This window comes from Vreelandella boliviensis LC1 (genome assembly GCF_000236035.1).
GTDB classification, from domain to species: domain Bacteria; phylum Pseudomonadota; class Gammaproteobacteria; order Pseudomonadales; family Halomonadaceae; genus Vreelandella; species Vreelandella boliviensis.
The window spans coordinates 1,628,778-1,645,724 of sequence record NZ_JH393257.1 but is presented as its reverse complement, the minus strand read 5'-3'; the positions used below and the strand labels follow the sequence as shown (position 1 = coordinate 1,645,724).

General features: G+C 57.6%; 16 protein-coding genes and 1 pseudogene. 4 read left to right on the top strand and 13 right to left on the bottom strand.

The window, feature by feature from the left end; all coding sequences use genetic code 11:
- Together KUC_RS19990 and KUC_RS07345 are read left to right on the top strand one after the other, a co-directional pair.
- Positions 1 to 651: pseudogene (locus KUC_RS19990) on the top strand (NAD(P)/FAD-dependent oxidoreductase); the annotation flags it as partial.
- Between the two features lie 11 nt (positions 652 to 662).
- On the top strand, positions 663 to 1,004 hold the full coding sequence (locus KUC_RS07345; RefSeq protein ID WP_007112526.1) for a hypothetical protein: 342 nt from the start codon (positions 663 to 665) through the stop codon (positions 1,002 to 1,004).
- Between the two features lie 68 nt (positions 1,005 to 1,072).
- Here the strand turns inward: KUC_RS07345 and KUC_RS07340 are convergent, their stop codons facing one another.
- The 11 genes from KUC_RS07340 to KUC_RS07290 form a co-directional block, all read right to left on the bottom strand.
- Positions 1,073 to 2,356, bottom strand: coding sequence for an O-acetylhomoserine aminocarboxypropyltransferase/cysteine synthase family protein (locus KUC_RS07340; RefSeq protein ID WP_007112525.1), 1,284 nt, complete (start codon positions 2,354 to 2,356; stop codon positions 1,073 to 1,075).
- A 107-nt stretch (positions 2,357 to 2,463) separates the two neighbouring features.
- The gene (gene folE2 / locus KUC_RS07335) at positions 2,464 to 3,366 is read right to left on the bottom strand and encodes a GTP cyclohydrolase FolE2 (protein ID WP_007112524.1); all 903 of its coding nucleotides are present in this window, start codon (positions 3,364 to 3,366) and stop codon (positions 2,464 to 2,466) included.
- The gene (locus KUC_RS07330) at positions 3,363 to 4,451 is read right to left on the bottom strand and encodes a CobW family GTP-binding protein (RefSeq protein WP_040479825.1); all 1,089 of its coding nucleotides are present in this window, start codon (positions 4,449 to 4,451) and stop codon (positions 3,363 to 3,365) included. Before KUC_RS07330 ends, folE2 begins: the two co-directional genes overlap by 4 nt.
- 6 nt (positions 4,452 to 4,457) lie before the next feature.
- Positions 4,458 to 4,907: an RNA polymerase-binding protein DksA gene (dksA, locus tag KUC_RS07325; RefSeq protein WP_007112522.1), complete on the bottom strand. Its 450-nt coding sequence runs from the start codon at positions 4,905 to 4,907 to the stop codon at positions 4,458 to 4,460.
- A gap of 81 nt (positions 4,908 to 4,988) precedes the next feature.
- Complete coding sequence (thrS, locus tag KUC_RS07320; protein ID WP_085940830.1) at positions 4,989 to 7,004, bottom strand: threonine--tRNA ligase; 2,016 nt, start codon at positions 7,002 to 7,004, stop codon at positions 4,989 to 4,991.
- A 37-nt stretch (positions 7,005 to 7,041) separates the two neighbouring features.
- On the bottom strand, positions 7,042 to 8,055 hold the full coding sequence (locus KUC_RS07315; protein WP_007112520.1) for an arsenic resistance protein: 1,014 nt from the start codon (positions 8,053 to 8,055) through the stop codon (positions 7,042 to 7,044).
- A complete protein-coding gene (locus KUC_RS07310) occupies positions 8,049 to 9,170 on the bottom strand; it encodes an NAD(P)/FAD-dependent oxidoreductase (RefSeq protein WP_007112519.1) in 1,122 nt (373 codons plus the stop codon). The genes KUC_RS07315 and KUC_RS07310 overlap by 7 nt, the downstream gene beginning before the upstream one ends.
- A 15-nt stretch (positions 9,171 to 9,185) precedes the next feature.
- Positions 9,186 to 10,637 (bottom strand): cysteine--tRNA ligase, encoded by a 1,452-nt coding sequence (gene cysS / locus KUC_RS07305; protein ID WP_007112518.1) that lies wholly within the window; start codon positions 10,635 to 10,637, stop codon positions 9,186 to 9,188.
- 137 nt (positions 10,638 to 10,774) lie between these two features.
- Positions 10,775 to 11,437 (bottom strand): DUF1826 domain-containing protein, encoded by a 663-nt coding sequence (locus KUC_RS07300; RefSeq protein ID WP_141243414.1) that lies wholly within the window; start codon positions 11,435 to 11,437, stop codon positions 10,775 to 10,777.
- Positions 11,438 to 11,469: 32 nt separating this feature from the next.
- Positions 11,470 to 12,279 (bottom strand): metal ABC transporter permease, encoded by an 810-nt coding sequence (locus tag KUC_RS07295; protein WP_007112516.1) that lies wholly within the window; start codon positions 12,277 to 12,279, stop codon positions 11,470 to 11,472.
- Complete coding sequence (locus KUC_RS07290) at positions 12,269 to 13,012, bottom strand: metal ABC transporter ATP-binding protein (RefSeq protein ID WP_040480361.1); 744 nt, start codon at positions 13,010 to 13,012, stop codon at positions 12,269 to 12,271. The genes KUC_RS07295 and KUC_RS07290 overlap by 11 nt, the downstream gene beginning before the upstream one ends.
- Before the next feature lie 118 nt (positions 13,013 to 13,130).
- Between KUC_RS07290 and KUC_RS07285 the strand changes: the two genes are divergently transcribed.
- Positions 13,131 to 14,276, top strand: coding sequence for a zinc ABC transporter substrate-binding protein (locus tag KUC_RS07285; protein WP_007112514.1), 1,146 nt, complete (start codon positions 13,131 to 13,133; stop codon positions 14,274 to 14,276).
- Here the strand turns inward: KUC_RS07285 and KUC_RS07280 are convergent.
- A complete protein-coding gene (locus tag KUC_RS07280) occupies positions 14,273 to 14,944 on the bottom strand; it encodes a hypothetical protein (RefSeq protein WP_007112513.1) in 672 nt (223 codons plus the stop codon). The two genes, KUC_RS07285 and KUC_RS07280, sit on opposite strands and share 4 nt — an antisense overlap.
- A gap of 314 nt (positions 14,945 to 15,258) precedes the next feature.
- Here KUC_RS07280 and KUC_RS07275 point away from each other — a divergent pair, with 314 nt between their 5' ends.
- The gene (locus KUC_RS07275) at positions 15,259 to 15,720 is read left to right on the top strand and encodes a hypothetical protein (RefSeq protein WP_007112512.1); all 462 of its coding nucleotides are present in this window, start codon (positions 15,259 to 15,261) and stop codon (positions 15,718 to 15,720) included.
- Here KUC_RS07275 and KUC_RS07270 read toward each other — a convergent pair.
- Complete coding sequence (locus KUC_RS07270; protein ID WP_007112511.1) at positions 15,695 to 16,852, bottom strand: RNA-guided endonuclease TnpB family protein; 1,158 nt, start codon at positions 16,850 to 16,852, stop codon at positions 15,695 to 15,697. The genes KUC_RS07275 and KUC_RS07270 overlap by 26 nt on opposite strands.
- Positions 16,853 to 16,947: the final 95 nt, after the last annotated feature.

Sequence of the window (16,947 nt, the reverse complement as noted above, 5' to 3'; positions counted from 1 at the left end):
TTCGTTAAGCAGCGCTTTGATGAGCAAGGTGTCACCCGCCGTCATCACTATCGGCTGTCGGCCATTGATCCTCAAGCTAGGCAGGCTGAATTTACCTTTGTTGGCCCTGAGAGCGAATTTACCTCGCATCACCAACTGCGCGAAGCTGAATTCAGGCGCGAAGGTCAGCCAACGGTGATTGCTGACTACAATTTTATTCACGTTGTGCCACCAATGAGTGCCCACGACTTCGTCAAGCAGAGCGCCCTTATCGCCCAGGATGGCCCCTTCAGGGGGGAGTGGCTTGATGTGGATATTTACACTATGCAGCACAACCGCTATCCCGAAGTTTTCGGTATTGGCGATGTGATCGGAGCACCTATTAATAAAACGGCCGCCAGCGTTAAAGCACAAGCGCCGGTCGTAGAAGCAAACCTGCTAGCCGTCATGCAAGGAAACCCGCTAACCGCCCGTCACAATGGCTATACGTCTTGCCCGTTAATTACGGGCATAGGCAAAGCCATGCTGGTGGAGTTTGGTTATGAGGACAACTTCGCCTTTATGCCTTCTTTCCCGTTTATTGATCCTACCGACGAGTCTTGGGTTACCTGGGTGATGAAAGACCGCATGCTTCAACCCGCCTATTACGCGGTTCTTGAAGGCCGAGCATAAGGAGCGTCGCCATGACCATTACCGGCTCAGTTACTATCTTAATGTTCGCACTAGCCCCTTATATTTGGTTCATCGTAACGGGTGTTGTGATGGTCGTTGGGCTGCATCTTCTCGCCTATCTGCGTGGTTACCAAATAGCCCACCATCGTAGCCTGTTCGCCATATTGTTAGCCGCGCTGGTAGGGCTAACCGCCTTCGTTTGGGTTCCCTGGCTCACTCACTCTACGCTAGGTTATGTAGCGACAGTATTCGACTGGGTGGCTCTAACGGGTGCTGCAATCGCAACCTTTGTAGTAGCGTTAATTGTGCTACACCCACTGAGCTATTTAATCAGTGATCGGCATACCGATTGAGTATCATGATGTTATTAAGCCCACGCCCAAGTGGGCTTAATGGTAATACACACTACACAACGTGAAGGCTAATCATCTGCACGCACAGAGGCCGCCAGCGCTTGATCGATATCCGCTAGCAGGTCGTCGATATGCTCAATACCGATCGACAGGCGCACCATATCCGGCGTGACACCCGCGGCTTTTAGCTCCTGCTCGTTTAGTTGTCGGTGCGTGGTGGACGCCGGAATGGAGGAGCAGCTCTTGGCATCGCCGATATTGACCAGACGCAGGATCAGCGCCAACGCATCGTAGAAGCGCTCACCGGCGGCCTGACCACCTTCAATACCAAAACTAAGAATCCCCGAGGCGTGGCCGTTCATATAACGCTTGGCCAGCGCGTGATCGGGGTGGTTTTCCAAGCCTGCATACTGCACCCAGGTGACCAGCGGATGGCTTTCCAGGTGCTTGGCAACGGCCAAGGCGTTGGCGCAGATACGCTCGATGCGCAGAGACAGCGTTTCCAGCCCTTGCAAGAGATTCCAGGCCGCCTGGGCAGACAGTGCCGCGCCCATATTGCGTAGTGGCACTACGCGGGCACGGGCAATAAAGGCCGCATCACCCACATCACGGGTATAGCTCACGCCGTGGTAAGAAATGTCAGGCTCGTTGAGTAGCGGAAAACGGCTGGCATGCTCGGCCCAGGGGAAGGTGCCCGAATCCACGATCACACCGCCCACGGTGGTGCCGTGGCCGCCGATATATTTGGTGGCAGAGTGGATGACAATATCCGCCCCATGCTCAATCGGCCGACACAAGAACGGCGTCGCAGTGGTGTTATCGACAATCACCGGCACCCCATGACGATGGGCCGCCTCGGCGAGTTTTTTCAGATCGACCACTCCCCCCGAAGGGTTGCCAATACTTTCGCAGAAAACCGCTTTGGTACGCTCATCGATCAGCGCTTCAATGCCGTCGATATCGTCTTTATCGGCAAAGCGCACCTGAATGCCTTGGCGTGGCAAGGTGTGGGCAAACAAATTGTAAGTACCGCCATACAGCTCGCTGATCGAGACAATGTTATCGCCCGCTTCGGCGATGGTCTGGATCGCATAGGTGATCGCCGCCATCCCCGACGCCACCGCCAGCCCGGCGATACCGCCTTCCAGCGCGGCTACCCGCTGCTCCAGCACGGCGCAGGTGGGGTTCATAATGCGCGAATAGATGTTTCCTTCCACTTTAAGATCAAACAGATCTGCCGCGTGCTGCGCGTTATCGAAGGAAAACGACGTGGTTTGATGAATAGGCACCGCCACGGCGTTTTGTGAATCGGGCGAATAGCCATGGTGGAGGGCAATGGTTTCTGGCTTCATGAGGGCGGCTCGCTAGTTTTTATTGAGGTTCGTTACTGATCCTAAACAAGCGCCGCTCGGAAGGCCAATAATCGTTTAGCGTCTAGTAACAAGCGACCCCAACACGCTTACCAATTCCACTCACTCCGCGCCACTGCGTCGTGAGCGTGGAGGCTCTCGGCATGCACCACCTTGAGCTGAAAACCGGCGACTCCCGGTGCTTGCCGCAGGGCTTTATCGACCCGTCTTGCCGCGTCTTCGCAGAACATCAGGTTTTGCCCGTTGGCGAGAGCAAACGCCTGCTCGTCGATGCGTTTCACTGCGGTTTGCAGTGCGGTGCCTAGTGCCTTCTCAATGCGATCTACCGCCCGCTCTAGCCAATCTGCTATGGGTAATTCCTCGTTTTCACCCTCGGTTAAACGCAGCGAGCACTCGACAGAGCTGCGCTGGCTGTGGGGCGTGGCTAATATGCCCTCTTCACTGCCCAGCCATGCCGATACCGCCGATGGGGTCAGCGGGATTTCCGAAAAATCCTCTTCAAAGGCTTGCTGGATAGACTGCCGCGCCAACGCCGCCGAGCAGGGGCAGGTGGATGAATAGCCCACCGTCAGCCCCAGTTCAATTTGAAACCCGGCGGGGGTTAATTGGCCGCGCAGTGAAAAGGGGTAGCTTTTCCACCCGGCGAGCGGGCTAATCAGGGCTTGCCGCTTGAGCGGCAGTTCGCCTTCCACCGTCAGGTACGCCTGCTGGGATAACCCCTCCTGGCTGGTTAAAAACGTGCTCAATACGTCCTTTACCGTTGGCAAGGTAAGCGGTGCGTCCTCAAGCGGTGCCAGCGCCAAATAGAGTCGCGACATATGGATACCGCGTGCTTCGCTGTCATCAAGGCTCACCCCCGCGTCCAGCTTGGCGGTCACGCTGCGAGTGCCCAGCTGGACAGGTAGCGCAATGCCCTCCATGCCCACCCAGGTCAAGGTACTCGTTAAGCGAGTGGTTTGGCTGGCGATATCGGGTAAGGTTAAAACGGTCATTGGGTGACCTCTTTGGAGGAGTGGAAGAAGTTGTACAATTCAGCCACGGTGTCGGGTGCCACGTTTTGGGTAATAAATACAAAGCGCGATACGCGGTCGCCCACACTGTTGACTGGCAGTGGCGCGGGCGGGTGAAAAATGTGCTGCACGCCGTGAAGCGCTAGCGGCGTCTCCCGGTCAGTGAGGTGCACAATGGCTTTAATGCGCAGCATTTTGTCGCCCATTAACGACATCAACACATCCAACCAGCCTTGCAAGGCGTCAGGCTCGATAAGCTCGTTGACGCTAAAGCAGAAGGCATTAATACCGTCGCTGTGCGGGGAATCGCTGGGCTGATGAGTATTCAATGGCGAACGGTTCAGCGGTGCGGAAAACGCACCCGAATGCGTGTCTGCTTGATGTACAGCGTAGCTGCCCGCTTTGAGCCACTGTTCCACCTGGAAACCCTGGGTGTCGCCACCATGTAACCCTGCCCCCACCAGCAGATCTGCGGAAAGTTCGCCGTTAATCACCTGCCACTGCTCTGCCGCCGGGTTCAACTTGGCCAGCCGATTCGCCAGTTGGGACACACCCTCTTCGCTCGCCAGGTCGGTTTTGGTGATCAGCAGTTTGTCTGCCACGGCGATTTGCTGTTGCGACTCCGGGTGGGCGTCCAGGGTCGCCAAGCCATTGGCGGCATCAACGCAACACACCACGCTGTCCAGCTTAAAGCGGTGCGCCAGCCAGTGATCCGTCATCAGCAGTTGCAACAAAGAGGTTGGCTCCGCTAGCCCCGTGGTCTCAATCACCACCCGGGCGGGCAAGGGCTTCCCTTGCGCCTCCAGGTCTTCCATTGCCTGCTGCAGCGTACGGCTCAAATCGCCCCGCAGGGTGCAGCATAAGCAGCCGCTGCTCATTTCGATCACCGCCTGCTCGTCGCTGTGGGTAATCAGTTGGTGATCCAACCCGATGGCACCAAACTCGTTGATCACCACCAGGGTGTTGTGCATGGAGGTTTGGTGAACCCAGCGATTGAGTAGCGTGGTTTTGCCGCTGCCTAAGAAGCCGGTGAGTAGATTGACCGGTATTAATGGCGCTTCCTGCATAACCACTTACTCCCAGCGCGCTTTGCGATAATGGTGTTCCTGTTGCTCCTGACGCTCTTTTGCCTCAATGCAGAGTTTCGCGGTGGGCCTGAACATCAGCCGCGGTAAGCCAATAGGCTCGCCGGTCTCTTCGCAGTAGCCGTACTCACCGTTCTCAATGCGCTTCAAGGCTGACTCAATGTTGTTAAGCAAGCGGCTCTCGCGATCTGCTTGCCGCAATGCCAGACGCAGCTCCTCCTCAAAAGAGGCCTGATCCGATTCGTCGCTGTCGCGCTCATGGGAAGCGATGACGTCCTTCATCTCCTTTAAATGCGCCTCAATTTCGGCACGCTCGTCGAGCAGCCGCCGGCGGAAAAATGCCAGCTGCTCATCGTTCATATAGTCGCTGGCAGGCATCGCCAGTAGCTGCTCTGCCCAGGCTTTATCAGCGGATGCGCTTGGCTCTTGCGTATTCATACTTGTCTCTTGCATATCCCTATCGCACCTTGAAATAAATGTTATAACGTAGCACAAAATAACAACGGACGAAGCTCCCTGCTAACCGGCGGTCAAGCGCTCCATTAGCCGCTGCTGGGCCGCACGATGTTCAGCGGCATCCGGCGTTTGAACATGTTCTAACAGTAACGCTACGGCTTGCTTAATCGGCAGTACGCCCAGGTCTTCGCCCTCACGAGTGCGCAGGGCAATACTGCCCGCCTCACGCTCCTTGGCACCCGCCACCAGCAAAAAGGGGATGCGCTGCAGGGTTTGTTCGCGAATTTTGTAGCCGATCTTCTCGTTGCGCACATCCGCCTCGCTGCGCACGCCTGCCCCGTTGAGGAGCTGCGCCACCTCTTGGGCGTAGCGGGCATGGTCGTCGGTGATCGACAGCACCACTGCCTGCACCGGCGCCAACCAGGCCGGGAGCTTGCCCGCGTAGTGTTCGATCAGGATGCCGATAAAACGCTCCAGCGAGCCAAACAGCGCCCGGTGCAGCATCACGGGGCGCTTGCGCTGGCCGTCTTCAGCCACATACTCAAGACCGAAACGCTCGGGCAGGTTCATATCCACCTGAAGCGTGCCGCACTGCCAATCGCGGCCAATGGCGTCGCGTAGCACAAATTCAAGTTTCGGGCCGTAGAAGGCGCCTTCACCGGGGTTGAGCTGATAGGTCAGGCCCATGCCCGTGAGCGCCTGCTCCAGCGCGCCTTCCAGCAGATCCCAACTGGCATCGTCACCCATGCGGTTTTGCGGCCGGGTAGAGAGTTTGATGCGCACATCCTCAAAGCCGAACTGGCGGTAGATATCCAGCACCAGGGCCACCACGTCCCGGCACTCGGCATCCATCTGGCCCGGGGTGCAGTAGATATGGGCGTCATCCTGGGTAAAGTGGCGCACCCGCAGCAGCCCGTGGAGCGCGCCGGAGGGCTCGTAGCGGTGCACCTTGCCAAACTCGCCCATGCGAATGGGCAGGTCGCGGTAGCTTTTTAAACCGTGGCGGTAGAGCAGCACGCTGCCGGGGCAATTCATCGGTTTGAGCGCCAGCGAGCGGCCATCCTCGGTGGCGGTGGTGAACATATGCTCGCGGTAGTTGTGCCAGTGGCCGGAGATTTCCCATAGGCTGCGATCCATCACATCGGGGGAGTGAACCTCCACATAGCCCGCCGCCTGCTGGCGGCGGCGCATATAGGCGACCAATTCCTGGAAAACCGCCCAGCCGCGGGGGTGCCAGAACACCGCGCCCGGCGCATCTTCCTGGAAATGAAATAGATCCAAGCCGCGGCCCAGGCGTCGGTGGTCACGTTTTTCTGCTTCTTCAAGGCGCTGCAAATACGCTTTGAGCTGTTTTTTATCGGCCCAGGCGGTGCCGTAGATGCGCTGAAGCTGTTCGTTGTTGGCATCGCCCCGCCAGTAGGCGCCGGCCAGCTTGGTCAGTTTGAACGCCTTGAGAAAGCGCGTATTGGGCACGTGGGGGCCACGGCACATATCCACATACTCTTGGTGGACATACAGCCCCACACGGGTGACGTCCGCGGGCATTTCTGCGATCAGGCGCTGCTTGTAGGTCTCACCGCGCGCTTTAAACAGCTCGGCCGCCTCCTCCCGGGGCGTCATGCGTTTTACAACGTCATATTGCTGATCGATCAACTCGCTCATCCGCGCTTCGATGGCGGCGAGGTCGCTGGGGGTAAAGGGGCGTTCAAAGGCGATATCGTAGTAGAAGCCAGCGTCAATCACCGGGCCAATCACCATCATGGCGCTGGGGTAAAGCTGTTTAACCGCATGGCCGACCAGGTGGGCGCAGGAGTGGCGAATGATCTCAAGCCCTTCATCATCCTTGGGGGTAATGATCTGCAGCTGGGCATCGTGATCAATCACTTCGCAGGCATCGACCAGGCGGCCATCGAGCTTACCGGCCAGGGTCTGTTTCGCCAGCCCTGGGCCAATGGCGTGCGCCACCTGGGCGACGCTAACCGGGTGGTCAAAGGAGCGCTTGGCGCCATCCGGCAGGGTAACAGTGACTGCCTGTTCTAATGTGGGCATGTTTGAGGTGGGCATGTCTGAAGTGAGCATGTCTGAGGTAGAAAAGGTCATCGCATAAAACTCGTTATCAAGAGGGGGAATCAACGGCACTGCTTGCTTGAGCCCGGCGACGCCGGAGCGCTAGCAGGATTCGACGCAGCAGCGTTAAATGGGGGAACTCCACTAACATGCCTATGACCAAGGCAGCGTAGATGAGGGGCTGACCGGGCAACACCGTCATGGTCACCGCCAGCATCAGCGGCGCATTACGGGCGGCGATGGTCATGGTGAGTAGCGCGTGTTCGGGGTAGTCCAGGCGGCACCCGCGGCTGATCGCTTCGCTAAGCACGAAGGTCAGCACAAAGAACACAAACACCGACAGCAGCAGCCAGGCAAACACATAGCGGTGCGCTAAGATTGAGGCGATATTACCGGCGAATATCTGCAGCACCAGCAGGGCAATGACCCAGGGGGTGGCGCGGTCTGCAAAGGTTAAGCACTGCTCAAAACGTTGCTCGCCAAGCATAAAGCGTAGCGTGTGATGCAGTGTTAGGGCGGCGATCGCGGGCAGCAAAAACCAGTACAGCAGCGTGGTAGCGATTAACGGGGGATCAACCGCTCCGGTATGCGGGGTAAACCACTGCAAGTAGACCGGATAAAGCAGCAGCTGTAGCGCCATATTAACCGGTATCAGCGCCATGCCTAAGGCGACATTGCCCCCTGCCAAGCGAGTAAAGCCCAGAAACCAGTCGGTGCAGGGCGACATAAAGTAGATCACTAGCCCCACCATCAGCAGTGGGTGTGCTGACATAAACAGCGACGCTACGCCATAGCCAATCAGGGGCACGACAATGAAGTTAGCCACCATGGCAATGGCGATAAAACGTAGGTTGCTCGCCTGTTGGGCAAGCACGTTTAAGCGCACGCTGAAGAACAGCAAACCAATCATGGTGAGCAGCGTGGTATCGACGTTATCGCCCAGCCACTGCCCGCGGACGGGGGCGAAGTGGCCGAGTAGCGCGCCGATAATAATCGCCATCACCAGCAAGCTGGAGGTCAGCGTGGCAGCGGGTAAGCGGTCGTGGGAGCTAAGGGTCAGCATTGGCAGTCCTCGCAGCACTCTTGATTACCGAACGCGCCCCACACTTGGTTATCCGCTTCCAATACCCAGGCATCAATGTCCAGGCGCTCGGCCAAACAGGTGGCGATCATGCTGAAGCGCTGGCGAAACTTGTAAACAAAGCAGTAGATTTGCGGGTCGTGACGCACCTGGGGGCCGACTAAAAACAGCCCTGGCGTTAGGGTGGACTCGTCCAGCTCGGTGAGCATTACCTGCCCTTTCGCATCCCACTCCCACCACGCATCGATCTGGGTGGCGCCACCGCCGCGGAGAAAGCCGGTGCCTAAAATCGGCGGCTGTTCGCAGACCCACTGACGACCATCGGCGGCGTGAATGCTAAAACCGCTGTCCGCATTGGCCACGACTTCGACAATATCCGCGCCGAAGACAATCTCCAGCCGCCCGGTGTTGACCGCCTCATTCAGACGGCCACGGGTGTAGGGCGACAGCGACAGGCTGGGGTCGTGGGGGCTGCTGGGATCCCAGGAGGATTTGCGCGCCAGCAGGCGCACCGAGCGCCCCAGCTGCACCAGGTTAACCGCTGCATCGACGCCACTTTCATAGCCGCCGATCACCGTATAGCGGGGGGCGGTGAAGTCTGCCCAGTTTTCCACTTCGGCATAGTGGGGACACCAACTCGCCCCGGGGAATGGCGCCAGCGCGGGGAACTGATACTCGCCGGTGGCCCACACCAGAAAGCGGGTATGCAGCTCGCCCTGTTCGCCACTGACGATAAAGCCGCCGTCTGCTGCAGGCGCTACCTGCTGTACTTGCCAGCCTTCGCGGATGGGTAGCTCGTGCTGCTGGGCAATAAAGCTTAAATAGTCGGCGTACTGGGCGCCGCTGGGGTGTTCTACACCGCAATAGAGTGCGGGCGAACTTAGTGCATCCACGGCGTTGAGATCGGCCAGGCCGAAGGGGTTGCTGTAGAAAGAGGGGGTGATAAAACGCGTTTGCGCGGGCCAGCGGCGCAGCGACTCGCCGATGCGCCCACCTTCCAGCAGTACGTAATCGAGATCGGGCAGTTTTGCCAGCAGGGTGGCCAAACCGACCCCGGCCGGGCCCGCCCCGACGATAATCACATCATAGTGTTGCATTACGCGCCTCCCTCCTCATACCGTCACCTCGTCAGCGAACTGCCACTGGGTGCCCTGTGGGGTGTCGTGGATCTCCACGCCAGCCGCTTCAAGGGTCTGGCGCAGGGCATCTGCCTGGGCAAAATCACGTTGCAGGCGGGCCTGATGGCGTTCTGCTACCAGCGCCGCCACCCTGCTGGCGGGCAGCCGTTGTGGCGAGGCATGAGCCGGCATTTCCCGCAGGGCGTTTAAGGCGCTTGCTGGCGGTTGCTGTAACAAGCCGACCAACGCGGCAGAGGCACGCAGCCGTTGGGCGGCTAAGCGCGCCTCTTCTTTGTTGGTAGCGTCGCCAATGGCGCTTGATAGCGCGTGCAGACGGCTGATCACGCGGGGCACATTGAGGTCATCGCGCAGCGCGTCCAGCACTTCGGCATCCGGCGCTACGCTCTCCTTTCCCCCCTGCTCCCGTGCAATCTGCTCCCCTTCAGCCTGCTCATCCCCAGTGGCCGCGGCTAAGCGGCGGTACCAGCGCGCCAGGGTTTGCCGCGCCTGGGCCAACCGCCGAGGGTTCCAGTCCAGCGGATGGCGGTAGTGGGTCGCCAGCAGTGCAAAGCGAACCGCCTCACCAGGCGCCTGGCTGAGCAGATCGCGCACCAGCAGTACGTTGCCGAGGGACTTGGACATTTTCTGCCCTTCGACGGTAATAAAGCTATTGTGCACCCAGGTATGGCAGTAAAGCGCGCCGTGGGCGCAGGTGCCCTGGGCAATTTCATTTTCGTGGTGGGGAAAGATCAGATCCTGACCGCCGCCGTGAATATCAATGGTAGGCCCCAGGTGCTGGCCGATCATCGCCGTGCACTCCACGTGCCAACCCGGCCGCCCGCGGCCCCAGGGGCTTTCCCAGCCGGGCATTGCCGGCGTTGACGGTTTCCAGAGTACGAAATCAAGCGGGTTACGCTTGTAGGGGGCGACTTCGACCCGGGCGCCGGCCAGCATGTCCTCTGGGCGGCGACCCGACAGCGCCCCGTACGCTGGGTAAGAGGCCACATCAAATAGCACATGGCCCTGGGCTACATAGGCATGGCCGCGGGTGATTAATGTGCCGATCAGTTGGATAATGTCAGGGATATGCGCGGTCACCCGGGGCTCTATATCCGGTGGCCGTACGTCCAGCGCCTGCATATCCTGGTGGTAGGCCTCAATATAGCGCTCGGTGATCGCACCAATCGGCACGCCTGCGTCTGCTGCGGCGGCATTAATCTTGTCATCCACGTCGGTAAAATTGCGCGCGTAGACAACCTCGGGATAGTCATACCTTAACAAGCGCGCCAGTACGTCAAAAATCACCGCCGGGCGGGCGTTACCAATATGCGCAAAGTTGTATACCGTGGGGCCACAGACATACAGGGTCACCCGGTCGGGGCGTTCGGTGCGAAGCGGCTCTTTAGCGCGCGTCAGCGTGTTATAGAGGCGAATCATCGCGGTCATGGTGTCTCCACGGTGGGCATAAGCGAGCGGTGGTTGGGCGATTCAAGATCATCAACCCAATATTGTTACATTATAACATAACATCTGACTAACCCTATGAAGCCCCTGGGTGCCATGACAGTCCTTATCAGGAATGCCTAAGCAGGATCAATACTCATCAGCAGCCGCTTGCCTTCGCCATCCAACGCAGGGCTTCTATGCACTAACCCCCGCTCTTCGCAGCCCACCCAGCCGCTCCCTTTGAGTAACGCGATATCGCCCGGCGCAAGGCGCTGAATAGCGCTGGTGTCGGTTGCGATATCGGGCCGGTCGGGGTGCGGCGCGCCCAGTCCCGCACGGTTAACGGCGTGCTCTGGCAGCCATTCGCTGCCTGGGCCGACATAGGTAGTGACCATGCGCACCGGGAGGTTATCGCAGTGAAAGCGCGGGCACATGGCGCTCGTCAGCAGGCGCACGCGGATGCCGACGGTCTGGGTATCAAACAGAAAGGCGATCGCTTCGGCGATCGTCGCCATGTCCTCAACCAGCGGGGTGGCCGCCTCCGGGGCGGGCAGATGGCGAAGCAAGTCAGCGGTGAAGGCTTCATCGGGATGGCCAAGCCAACTATATTGCCAGGCGCGATCCGTTTGGCACTGCGCCTGGGCGCTAAAGGCAATATCGGCGGGCAGTGGGCGCTGGAAGATCGCGATGTTAATAGCGTCTTCAAAGATGCGCGGCAGCACGCTGATGTCATTATCACCGGCGGCATGGTCTGGCAACGCCCAATGAGTAGCGGGTGGCGAAGACATAAGCGAAGACATAAATGACTCCATAAGCGTTGTTGAGATAGCCGTCATTGAATCCGCTGACGCAAGAAGCGCCAGCTTTGTGTCGTGACCGTCGCCAGGGTAAACAGCACAGCGGCGAGCGTGACGATCGTTGGCCCGGTCGGCGTATCCATCACATAGGCAGCTCTAAGCCCCGCCGTCACCGCCAGCATGGCGACCCCAGCGGCCACCATCGCCATGACTTCTGGCGTGCGGCAAAACGGGCGCGCCGTGGCCGCCGGGATAATCAGCAACGCGGCAATCAGCAGTACACCCACCACTTTTAGCGCCACGGCGACGACCAGCGCCAGCGCCAGGGTGAGCACCAGCTGTTCGCGGCGCGGGTGGAGGCCGCTGGCATGGGCAAGCTCGTCGCTTAACGTCGCGGTCAATAAGGATGACCAGCGCCAGAAAAGCAGTATTAACACCAGCGCTACACCGCCGCCGATGATCCAAAGATCGCTTTTTCCGACAGCCAAAATATCGCCAAACAGATAAGCATTGAGATCAATACGCACCCCGGCAAGAAACGACACGGCCACCAGGCCAACCGCCAAGGCCGAGTGCGCCATCACCCCGAGCAGGGTATCCATGGCATAGCCGCGTCCGCTAAGTAGCGACACACAGCCTGCCATCACCAGGGCGACCGTCAGCACCCCCAAGAAAATGGAGACGTTCAGTAACAGCGCTAATGCGACGCCCAGAATGGCGGCATGCGCCGTCGCATCACCGAAGTAGGCCATGCGCCGCCACACCACGAAACACCCCAACGGAGCAGCCGCCATCGCCACCAGCACCCCAGCGAACAGCGCACGCCACATAAAATCATCCAACATTGGCTGCCTCCTGATGATGGTGGCGATAGAGCGCCAATGTCTGGGCGGTCTGGTCGCCAAACAGCGCCTGATAATGCGGTGATGAGGCAACGTGCTCGGGTTCACCTTGGCAACAAATAACCCGATTCAGGCACAGCACATGATCGGCGGTGCGCATAACGACGTGGAGATCATGACTGACCATCAACACAGCGCAGCCGTAAGCGTGGCGTACGCTTTCGATATGCTGATAGAACGCAGCCGTACCGCGGTGATCGAGCCCTTGGGTCGCCTCATCGAGAATCAGAATGTCGGGCTTTACCAGCAGCGCCCGAGCCAACAGCACACGTTGAAACTGGCCGCCCGAGAGTTCGCTCATCGCCGCATGAGTCAGCGCCTCGGCACCGGCATCTTCCAGCGCCTTGTGTACATCACGACGCGGATGGCGCCGCGGCAAGTTGATAAAGCGCTTGACCGTCATGGGCAAGGTGGGATCCAAGTGCAGCCGCTGCGGCACATAGCCGATACGCTGCTGGGGGGCGATGGTCACCTGCCCCGAGGTCGGCGTGACCGCACCGATCAGCGTTTTCACCAGCGTGGATTTCCCCGAGCCGTTGGGGCCAATCAGGGTCACCACCTGCTGTCGATATAAGTCGAGATTGATGTTCTCAAGAATCTGTTGGCCACCGAAGCGAACGCCCAGTTGGCGGACGCTCAGAATCGCATCGCTATCAGGAGGGTGAGCAAGCCGCATGGTTAACATTCACTCTTGGCGTATTTGTTATGTTATAACATATGAGTGAAATATAGGCGAGCCTCGACACACTGTTGCGTTTATTAACCATTAACTGTCTTTTTATCAGGAGAACCCCATGAACAACCGTTTGGCCCGTTTATCATGGCCGCTGCTGGCGGCTTTCCCCCTTGTGGCCGCCGCAGAGGTGCCGCGTGTTGCGGTGGATATTCCGCCCGTCTATTCGCTTGTTGCCAAGGTAATGGGGGAGCGTGGCGATCCTGAACTGTTTATTCAGCCCGGCGCTTCACCCCATGGCTATTCGCTACGCCCATCTGAAGCGCAATCCCTCGATGATGCCGACCTGGTCATATGGGTAAGCGACGCGCTCACACCCTGGCTATCAGGGCCTATTGAAAACCTGGCAGGCGATGCACACCATCTTGAGCTAATGGACGTGCCCGGGATCACGACACTGGCATACCGTGAAGGCGCGACCTTTGCGCTAAACGATGCTGATGAACACGATCATGCCCACGGCAATGACGACCATGACCACGATCATAACCATGGACACGACCATGACCATGACCATGACCACGACCACGACCACGACCACGACCACGACCACGACCACGACCACGATGAGCATGATCACGGCGATCACGAGCACCACCACCATGAAGGCAGTCATGACAGCCATAAAGAGAGCCATGACGAAAGTGGCCATGACCATCACGACCACCACGGCCATGATCACAGCCATACCGGCATGAATCCGCATGCTTGGCTGGACCCGGCCAATGCACGCCGTTGGCTGGATGCCATCGCCGAGCAGCTAAGTGAGATCGACCCTGATAACGCCGCGTACTATCGCCAAAACGCCGCCCAGGGCAAAGAGGAGTTAACCAGCCTTCAGGAGCACATCCAGGATCGTTTGGCCAACAGCGCCGACACACGCTTTATTGTTTTCCATGATGCTTACCAGTATTTCGAGGAAGCCTTTAACGTGCACGCGGCTGGCGCCATTTCCATTGGCGATGCCTCTTCACCTAGCCCCGCGCGTATCGAGAAGCTGCAAACGCTGGTGAATGATGAAGGTATCCAGTGTGTGTTTAGTGAACCCCAGTTCAATCCGCAGATGGTCAATAACGTTTTCGGCGATACATCGGCGTATATCGGTGTCATGGACCCCCTGGGCGTAGGTCTGACGCTGGATGCTGACCTCTTTGATGCGCTGCTGGAGCAGTTGGCCGATGAAATCACCCGCTGCACTGACGCCTAAACAGCTTTTTTCTTAAACAGCTTGCCGAGTTGATAGAGGTCGTGCATATATCGATCAAACGTCGAAATAAGCAGTGACGTAACGATAAAAGCGTAAATCATCAGCATCACTGCCATGGGGTCGTTTAGCCAAGCCAGCCAAGGCGTCGACACTGGGTAACCCAGCGTATAAACACTCATGGCAGCCAATAGCTGCACCCAGAAACAGTTCAAAATAACCAGCGTAATCAACGCTGCGCGTATATTGATACGTGGCAGCGTTGTTTTCCAAAACGGCAAGTGGCGCACTTTTACGCTGCTTATATTCGTACTACTTTTATTAGCACTGCTTTTATTCACACAGCTATCGCCGTTAAAACGCAACCGCGCTTTGCGGCGCAATAACGGGATCGCGTAGACCCCTTTTTCCTCTTCAGCAAACGCCTTCAGCGCGATATCCCGATCGAGATTAGGTCCCAAAGCATCGGCTGCCGCTTGATCAAAGTCTGACCGGGCATGGGCTTGCGTGGCGGTTTTGGCTTGGTCAGAAAGCGCTTGTAAGTGGCTTTTATCAGCCTTCGACAACTTTTTATCATTGCCGACGTTGATGTTGTAATGAATTTCATACACCTGATATAGAGCAGCGGTTACGCCCACAAAGATCATCAAAAAAACAACATATATCAGCATATTAACAGACACCTCTTGAACGAAAACTCACCTAGTTAGGTGAAAACAACTTCGTTAGCCTTCAAACTAACTTACTGACTATGCCTGTCTGCCGTTTATCTGTACAGGCTCAGAGAGCTGCAAAAAAAGCGGATCAGACAGAACCTCGTATTTTGCTGATTCGACGCCACCTCCAGAATAGGTGGCATTCGTCATGTCGCCTGATTACATGCCTAATCGGTTCAAGCTAAATTCCTAGCTGGTTACAATTAACTGGGCAATCGCTAGGTTTATGAAAAAAAACGCAACCGACAAAAGTCATCAACGCCCCTTCTTTGACCGGTGGGCATTTTGTTTTTCAATCGTCATTTGAGATCACCGATGCCGATGAAACCATCGTCATCGACTTCAAGAATGCCAGTGCCTTAGGCCGTTTCCACCATTACATTTCCGATACGGCAGGCAGTGTCGTCGCCAAAGCCAATGGTGGTATTGAGTCGGACGCCCAAAATCCCTTTTTTAAGATCATTGCAGTAACCATTCACCATATGCACCTTAATGGATTCAAAAAGGCAGAGGTCAGTTATGGATCGGCTTATATGCAAGAAGTCACCAGCTTGGATGAGTTCAGAATGCTGGCAGATAAACGCATGTTTGACCTCCTCACCGCCCTGAAGGACGGTGATTCCTGGTTGTCGCCTTCCAGGTTCCTGCTTCGCAGCCCGTTGCCCTTAGTGATGGCACCTCAGGACTTACACAAGCTCCACAGGGTTAACCTCCCGCAAGCCCTGCGGTAGTCTTTTCGTGCTGACGGAGCTTGTCAGCGCCCACCAACATCGCCTTGCCCGATTGCAAAATATTTCGAGCGGCGTTTACGTCGCGGTCAATGCCTTGGGTGCCGCAGCATGGGCAGTCCCAGGTGCGTACGTTCAGCGGCATGTTGTCGGTGATATGACCACAGTGAAAACAGCGTTTCGAGCTGGGATACCACTTGTCGATCTGGACGAAATCGCGTCCGTACCGTTCTGCTTTATACGTTAATTGCTGGGTGAGCTGGTGCCAGCCCACGTCGCTGATGGCCTTGGCCAGTTTGCGGTTTTTGACCATATTCTTAATCTGCAAACTCTCGGCAGCAATGACTTGGTTCTCGTGAATAAGCTGCGTAGAGAGTTTATGGGTGGCGTCACGGCGCTGATCGGCCAGCTTGGCATGTACCTTCGCCACACGAAGCCGCGCCTTGGCGCGGTTGTGGGAGCCTTTTTGCTTGCGTGACAACCGGCGCTGCGCTCGCGCCAGCTTGCGCTCGGTGCGGCGTAGAAAGCGTGGATTGGGGATTTTGTCACCGTGGCTGGTGATGACGCGGTGGGTTAGCCCCAGGTCAATACCCACCATCTTGGGTGTCACCAGCAGCGGCGTCACGGCTTCTTCTACCAGGAAGCTGACGTGGTAACGGCCAGCCGTGTCACAGCTGACGGTAATGCTGGTGGGGTGACCCGTAAAATACCGGCTCCAACGGATGTTAAGCGGGGCTTTGTGCTTCGCCAGCCAAAGCTTGCCATCGCGCCAGCGAAAGCCGTTGGCCATGTAGGTGGCTGACTGCTTGCGCTGTTTTTTCTTGAAGGTGGGATACCGCGCCTGGCCTTTGAAGAAGTTGCTAAACGCCCGATCCAGATGCCGGAGCGACTGTTGCAAGCAGACATTGGACACCTCGGCCAGAAACGCCGTCTCCGGCTGTTTCTTGAGGGTGGTGAGGGCTTTGGCGGTAGCGTTATAGCCCATGCGCTCTTGGCGCTCGAACCACGCATCGGTGCGCTGGCGCAGGAAATGGTTGTAGACGTACCGCACACTGCCAAACGTCCGAGCAAGCTGTTCGGCTTGTTCAGGCGTGGGATAAAACCGATAACGGTAGGCGCGGTGTACGGTGCTCATACTTAAAATCTAGCGCGGTATAAATAGCCTGTCACCCAAGAGGCGCTACGCGCCTCGCGCTATCCTTCCTCGCACTAGAAGTACGAGGTTTGACG

What these genes read in the sequence shown, in the direction of transcription:
- KUC_RS07340 (WP_007112525.1), bottom strand. Translation starts at nt 2,356, where the DNA reads ATGAAGCCAGAAACCATTGCCCTCCACCATGGCTATTCGCCCGATTCA.
- dksA (WP_007112522.1), bottom strand. Translation starts at nt 4,907, where the DNA reads ATGAATACGCAAGAGCCAAGCGCATCCGCTGATAAAGCCTGGGCAGAG.
- KUC_RS07270 (WP_007112511.1), bottom strand. Translation starts at nt 16,852, where the DNA reads ATGAGCACCGTACACCGCGCCTACCGTTATCGGTTTTATCCCACGCCT.
- KUC_RS07345 (WP_007112526.1), top strand. Translation starts at nt 663, where the DNA reads ATGACCATTACCGGCTCAGTTACTATCTTAATGTTCGCACTAGCCCCT.
- KUC_RS07315 (WP_007112520.1), bottom strand. Translation starts at nt 8,055, where the DNA reads ATGCTGACCCTTAGCTCCCACGACCGCTTACCCGCTGCCACGCTGACC.
- KUC_RS07310 (WP_007112519.1), bottom strand. Translation starts at nt 9,170, where the DNA reads ATGCAACACTATGATGTGATTATCGTCGGGGCGGGCCCGGCCGGGGTC.
- KUC_RS07330 (WP_040479825.1), bottom strand. Translation starts at nt 4,451, where the DNA reads ATGCAGGAAGCGCCATTAATACCGGTCAATCTACTCACCGGCTTCTTA.
- KUC_RS07285 (WP_007112514.1), top strand. Translation starts at nt 13,131, where the DNA reads ATGAACAACCGTTTGGCCCGTTTATCATGGCCGCTGCTGGCGGCTTTC.
- KUC_RS07280 (WP_007112513.1), bottom strand. Translation starts at nt 14,944, where the DNA reads ATGCTGATATATGTTGTTTTTTTGATGATCTTTGTGGGCGTAACCGCT.
- KUC_RS07300 (WP_141243414.1), bottom strand. Translation starts at nt 11,437, where the DNA reads ATGTCTTCGCTTATGTCTTCGCCACCCGCTACTCATTGGGCGTTGCCA.
- thrS (WP_085940830.1), bottom strand. Translation starts at nt 7,004, where the DNA reads ATGCTCACTTCAGACATGCCCACCTCAAACATGCCCACATTAGAACAG.
- folE2 (WP_007112524.1), bottom strand. Translation starts at nt 3,366, where the DNA reads ATGACCGTTTTAACCTTACCCGATATCGCCAGCCAAACCACTCGCTTA.
- cysS (WP_007112518.1), bottom strand. Translation starts at nt 10,637, where the DNA reads ATGACCGCGATGATTCGCCTCTATAACACGCTGACGCGCGCTAAAGAG.
- KUC_RS07295 (WP_007112516.1), bottom strand. Translation starts at nt 12,279, where the DNA reads ATGTTGGATGATTTTATGTGGCGTGCGCTGTTCGCTGGGGTGCTGGTG.
- KUC_RS07290 (WP_040480361.1), bottom strand. Translation starts at nt 13,012, where the DNA reads ATGCGGCTTGCTCACCCTCCTGATAGCGATGCGATTCTGAGCGTCCGC.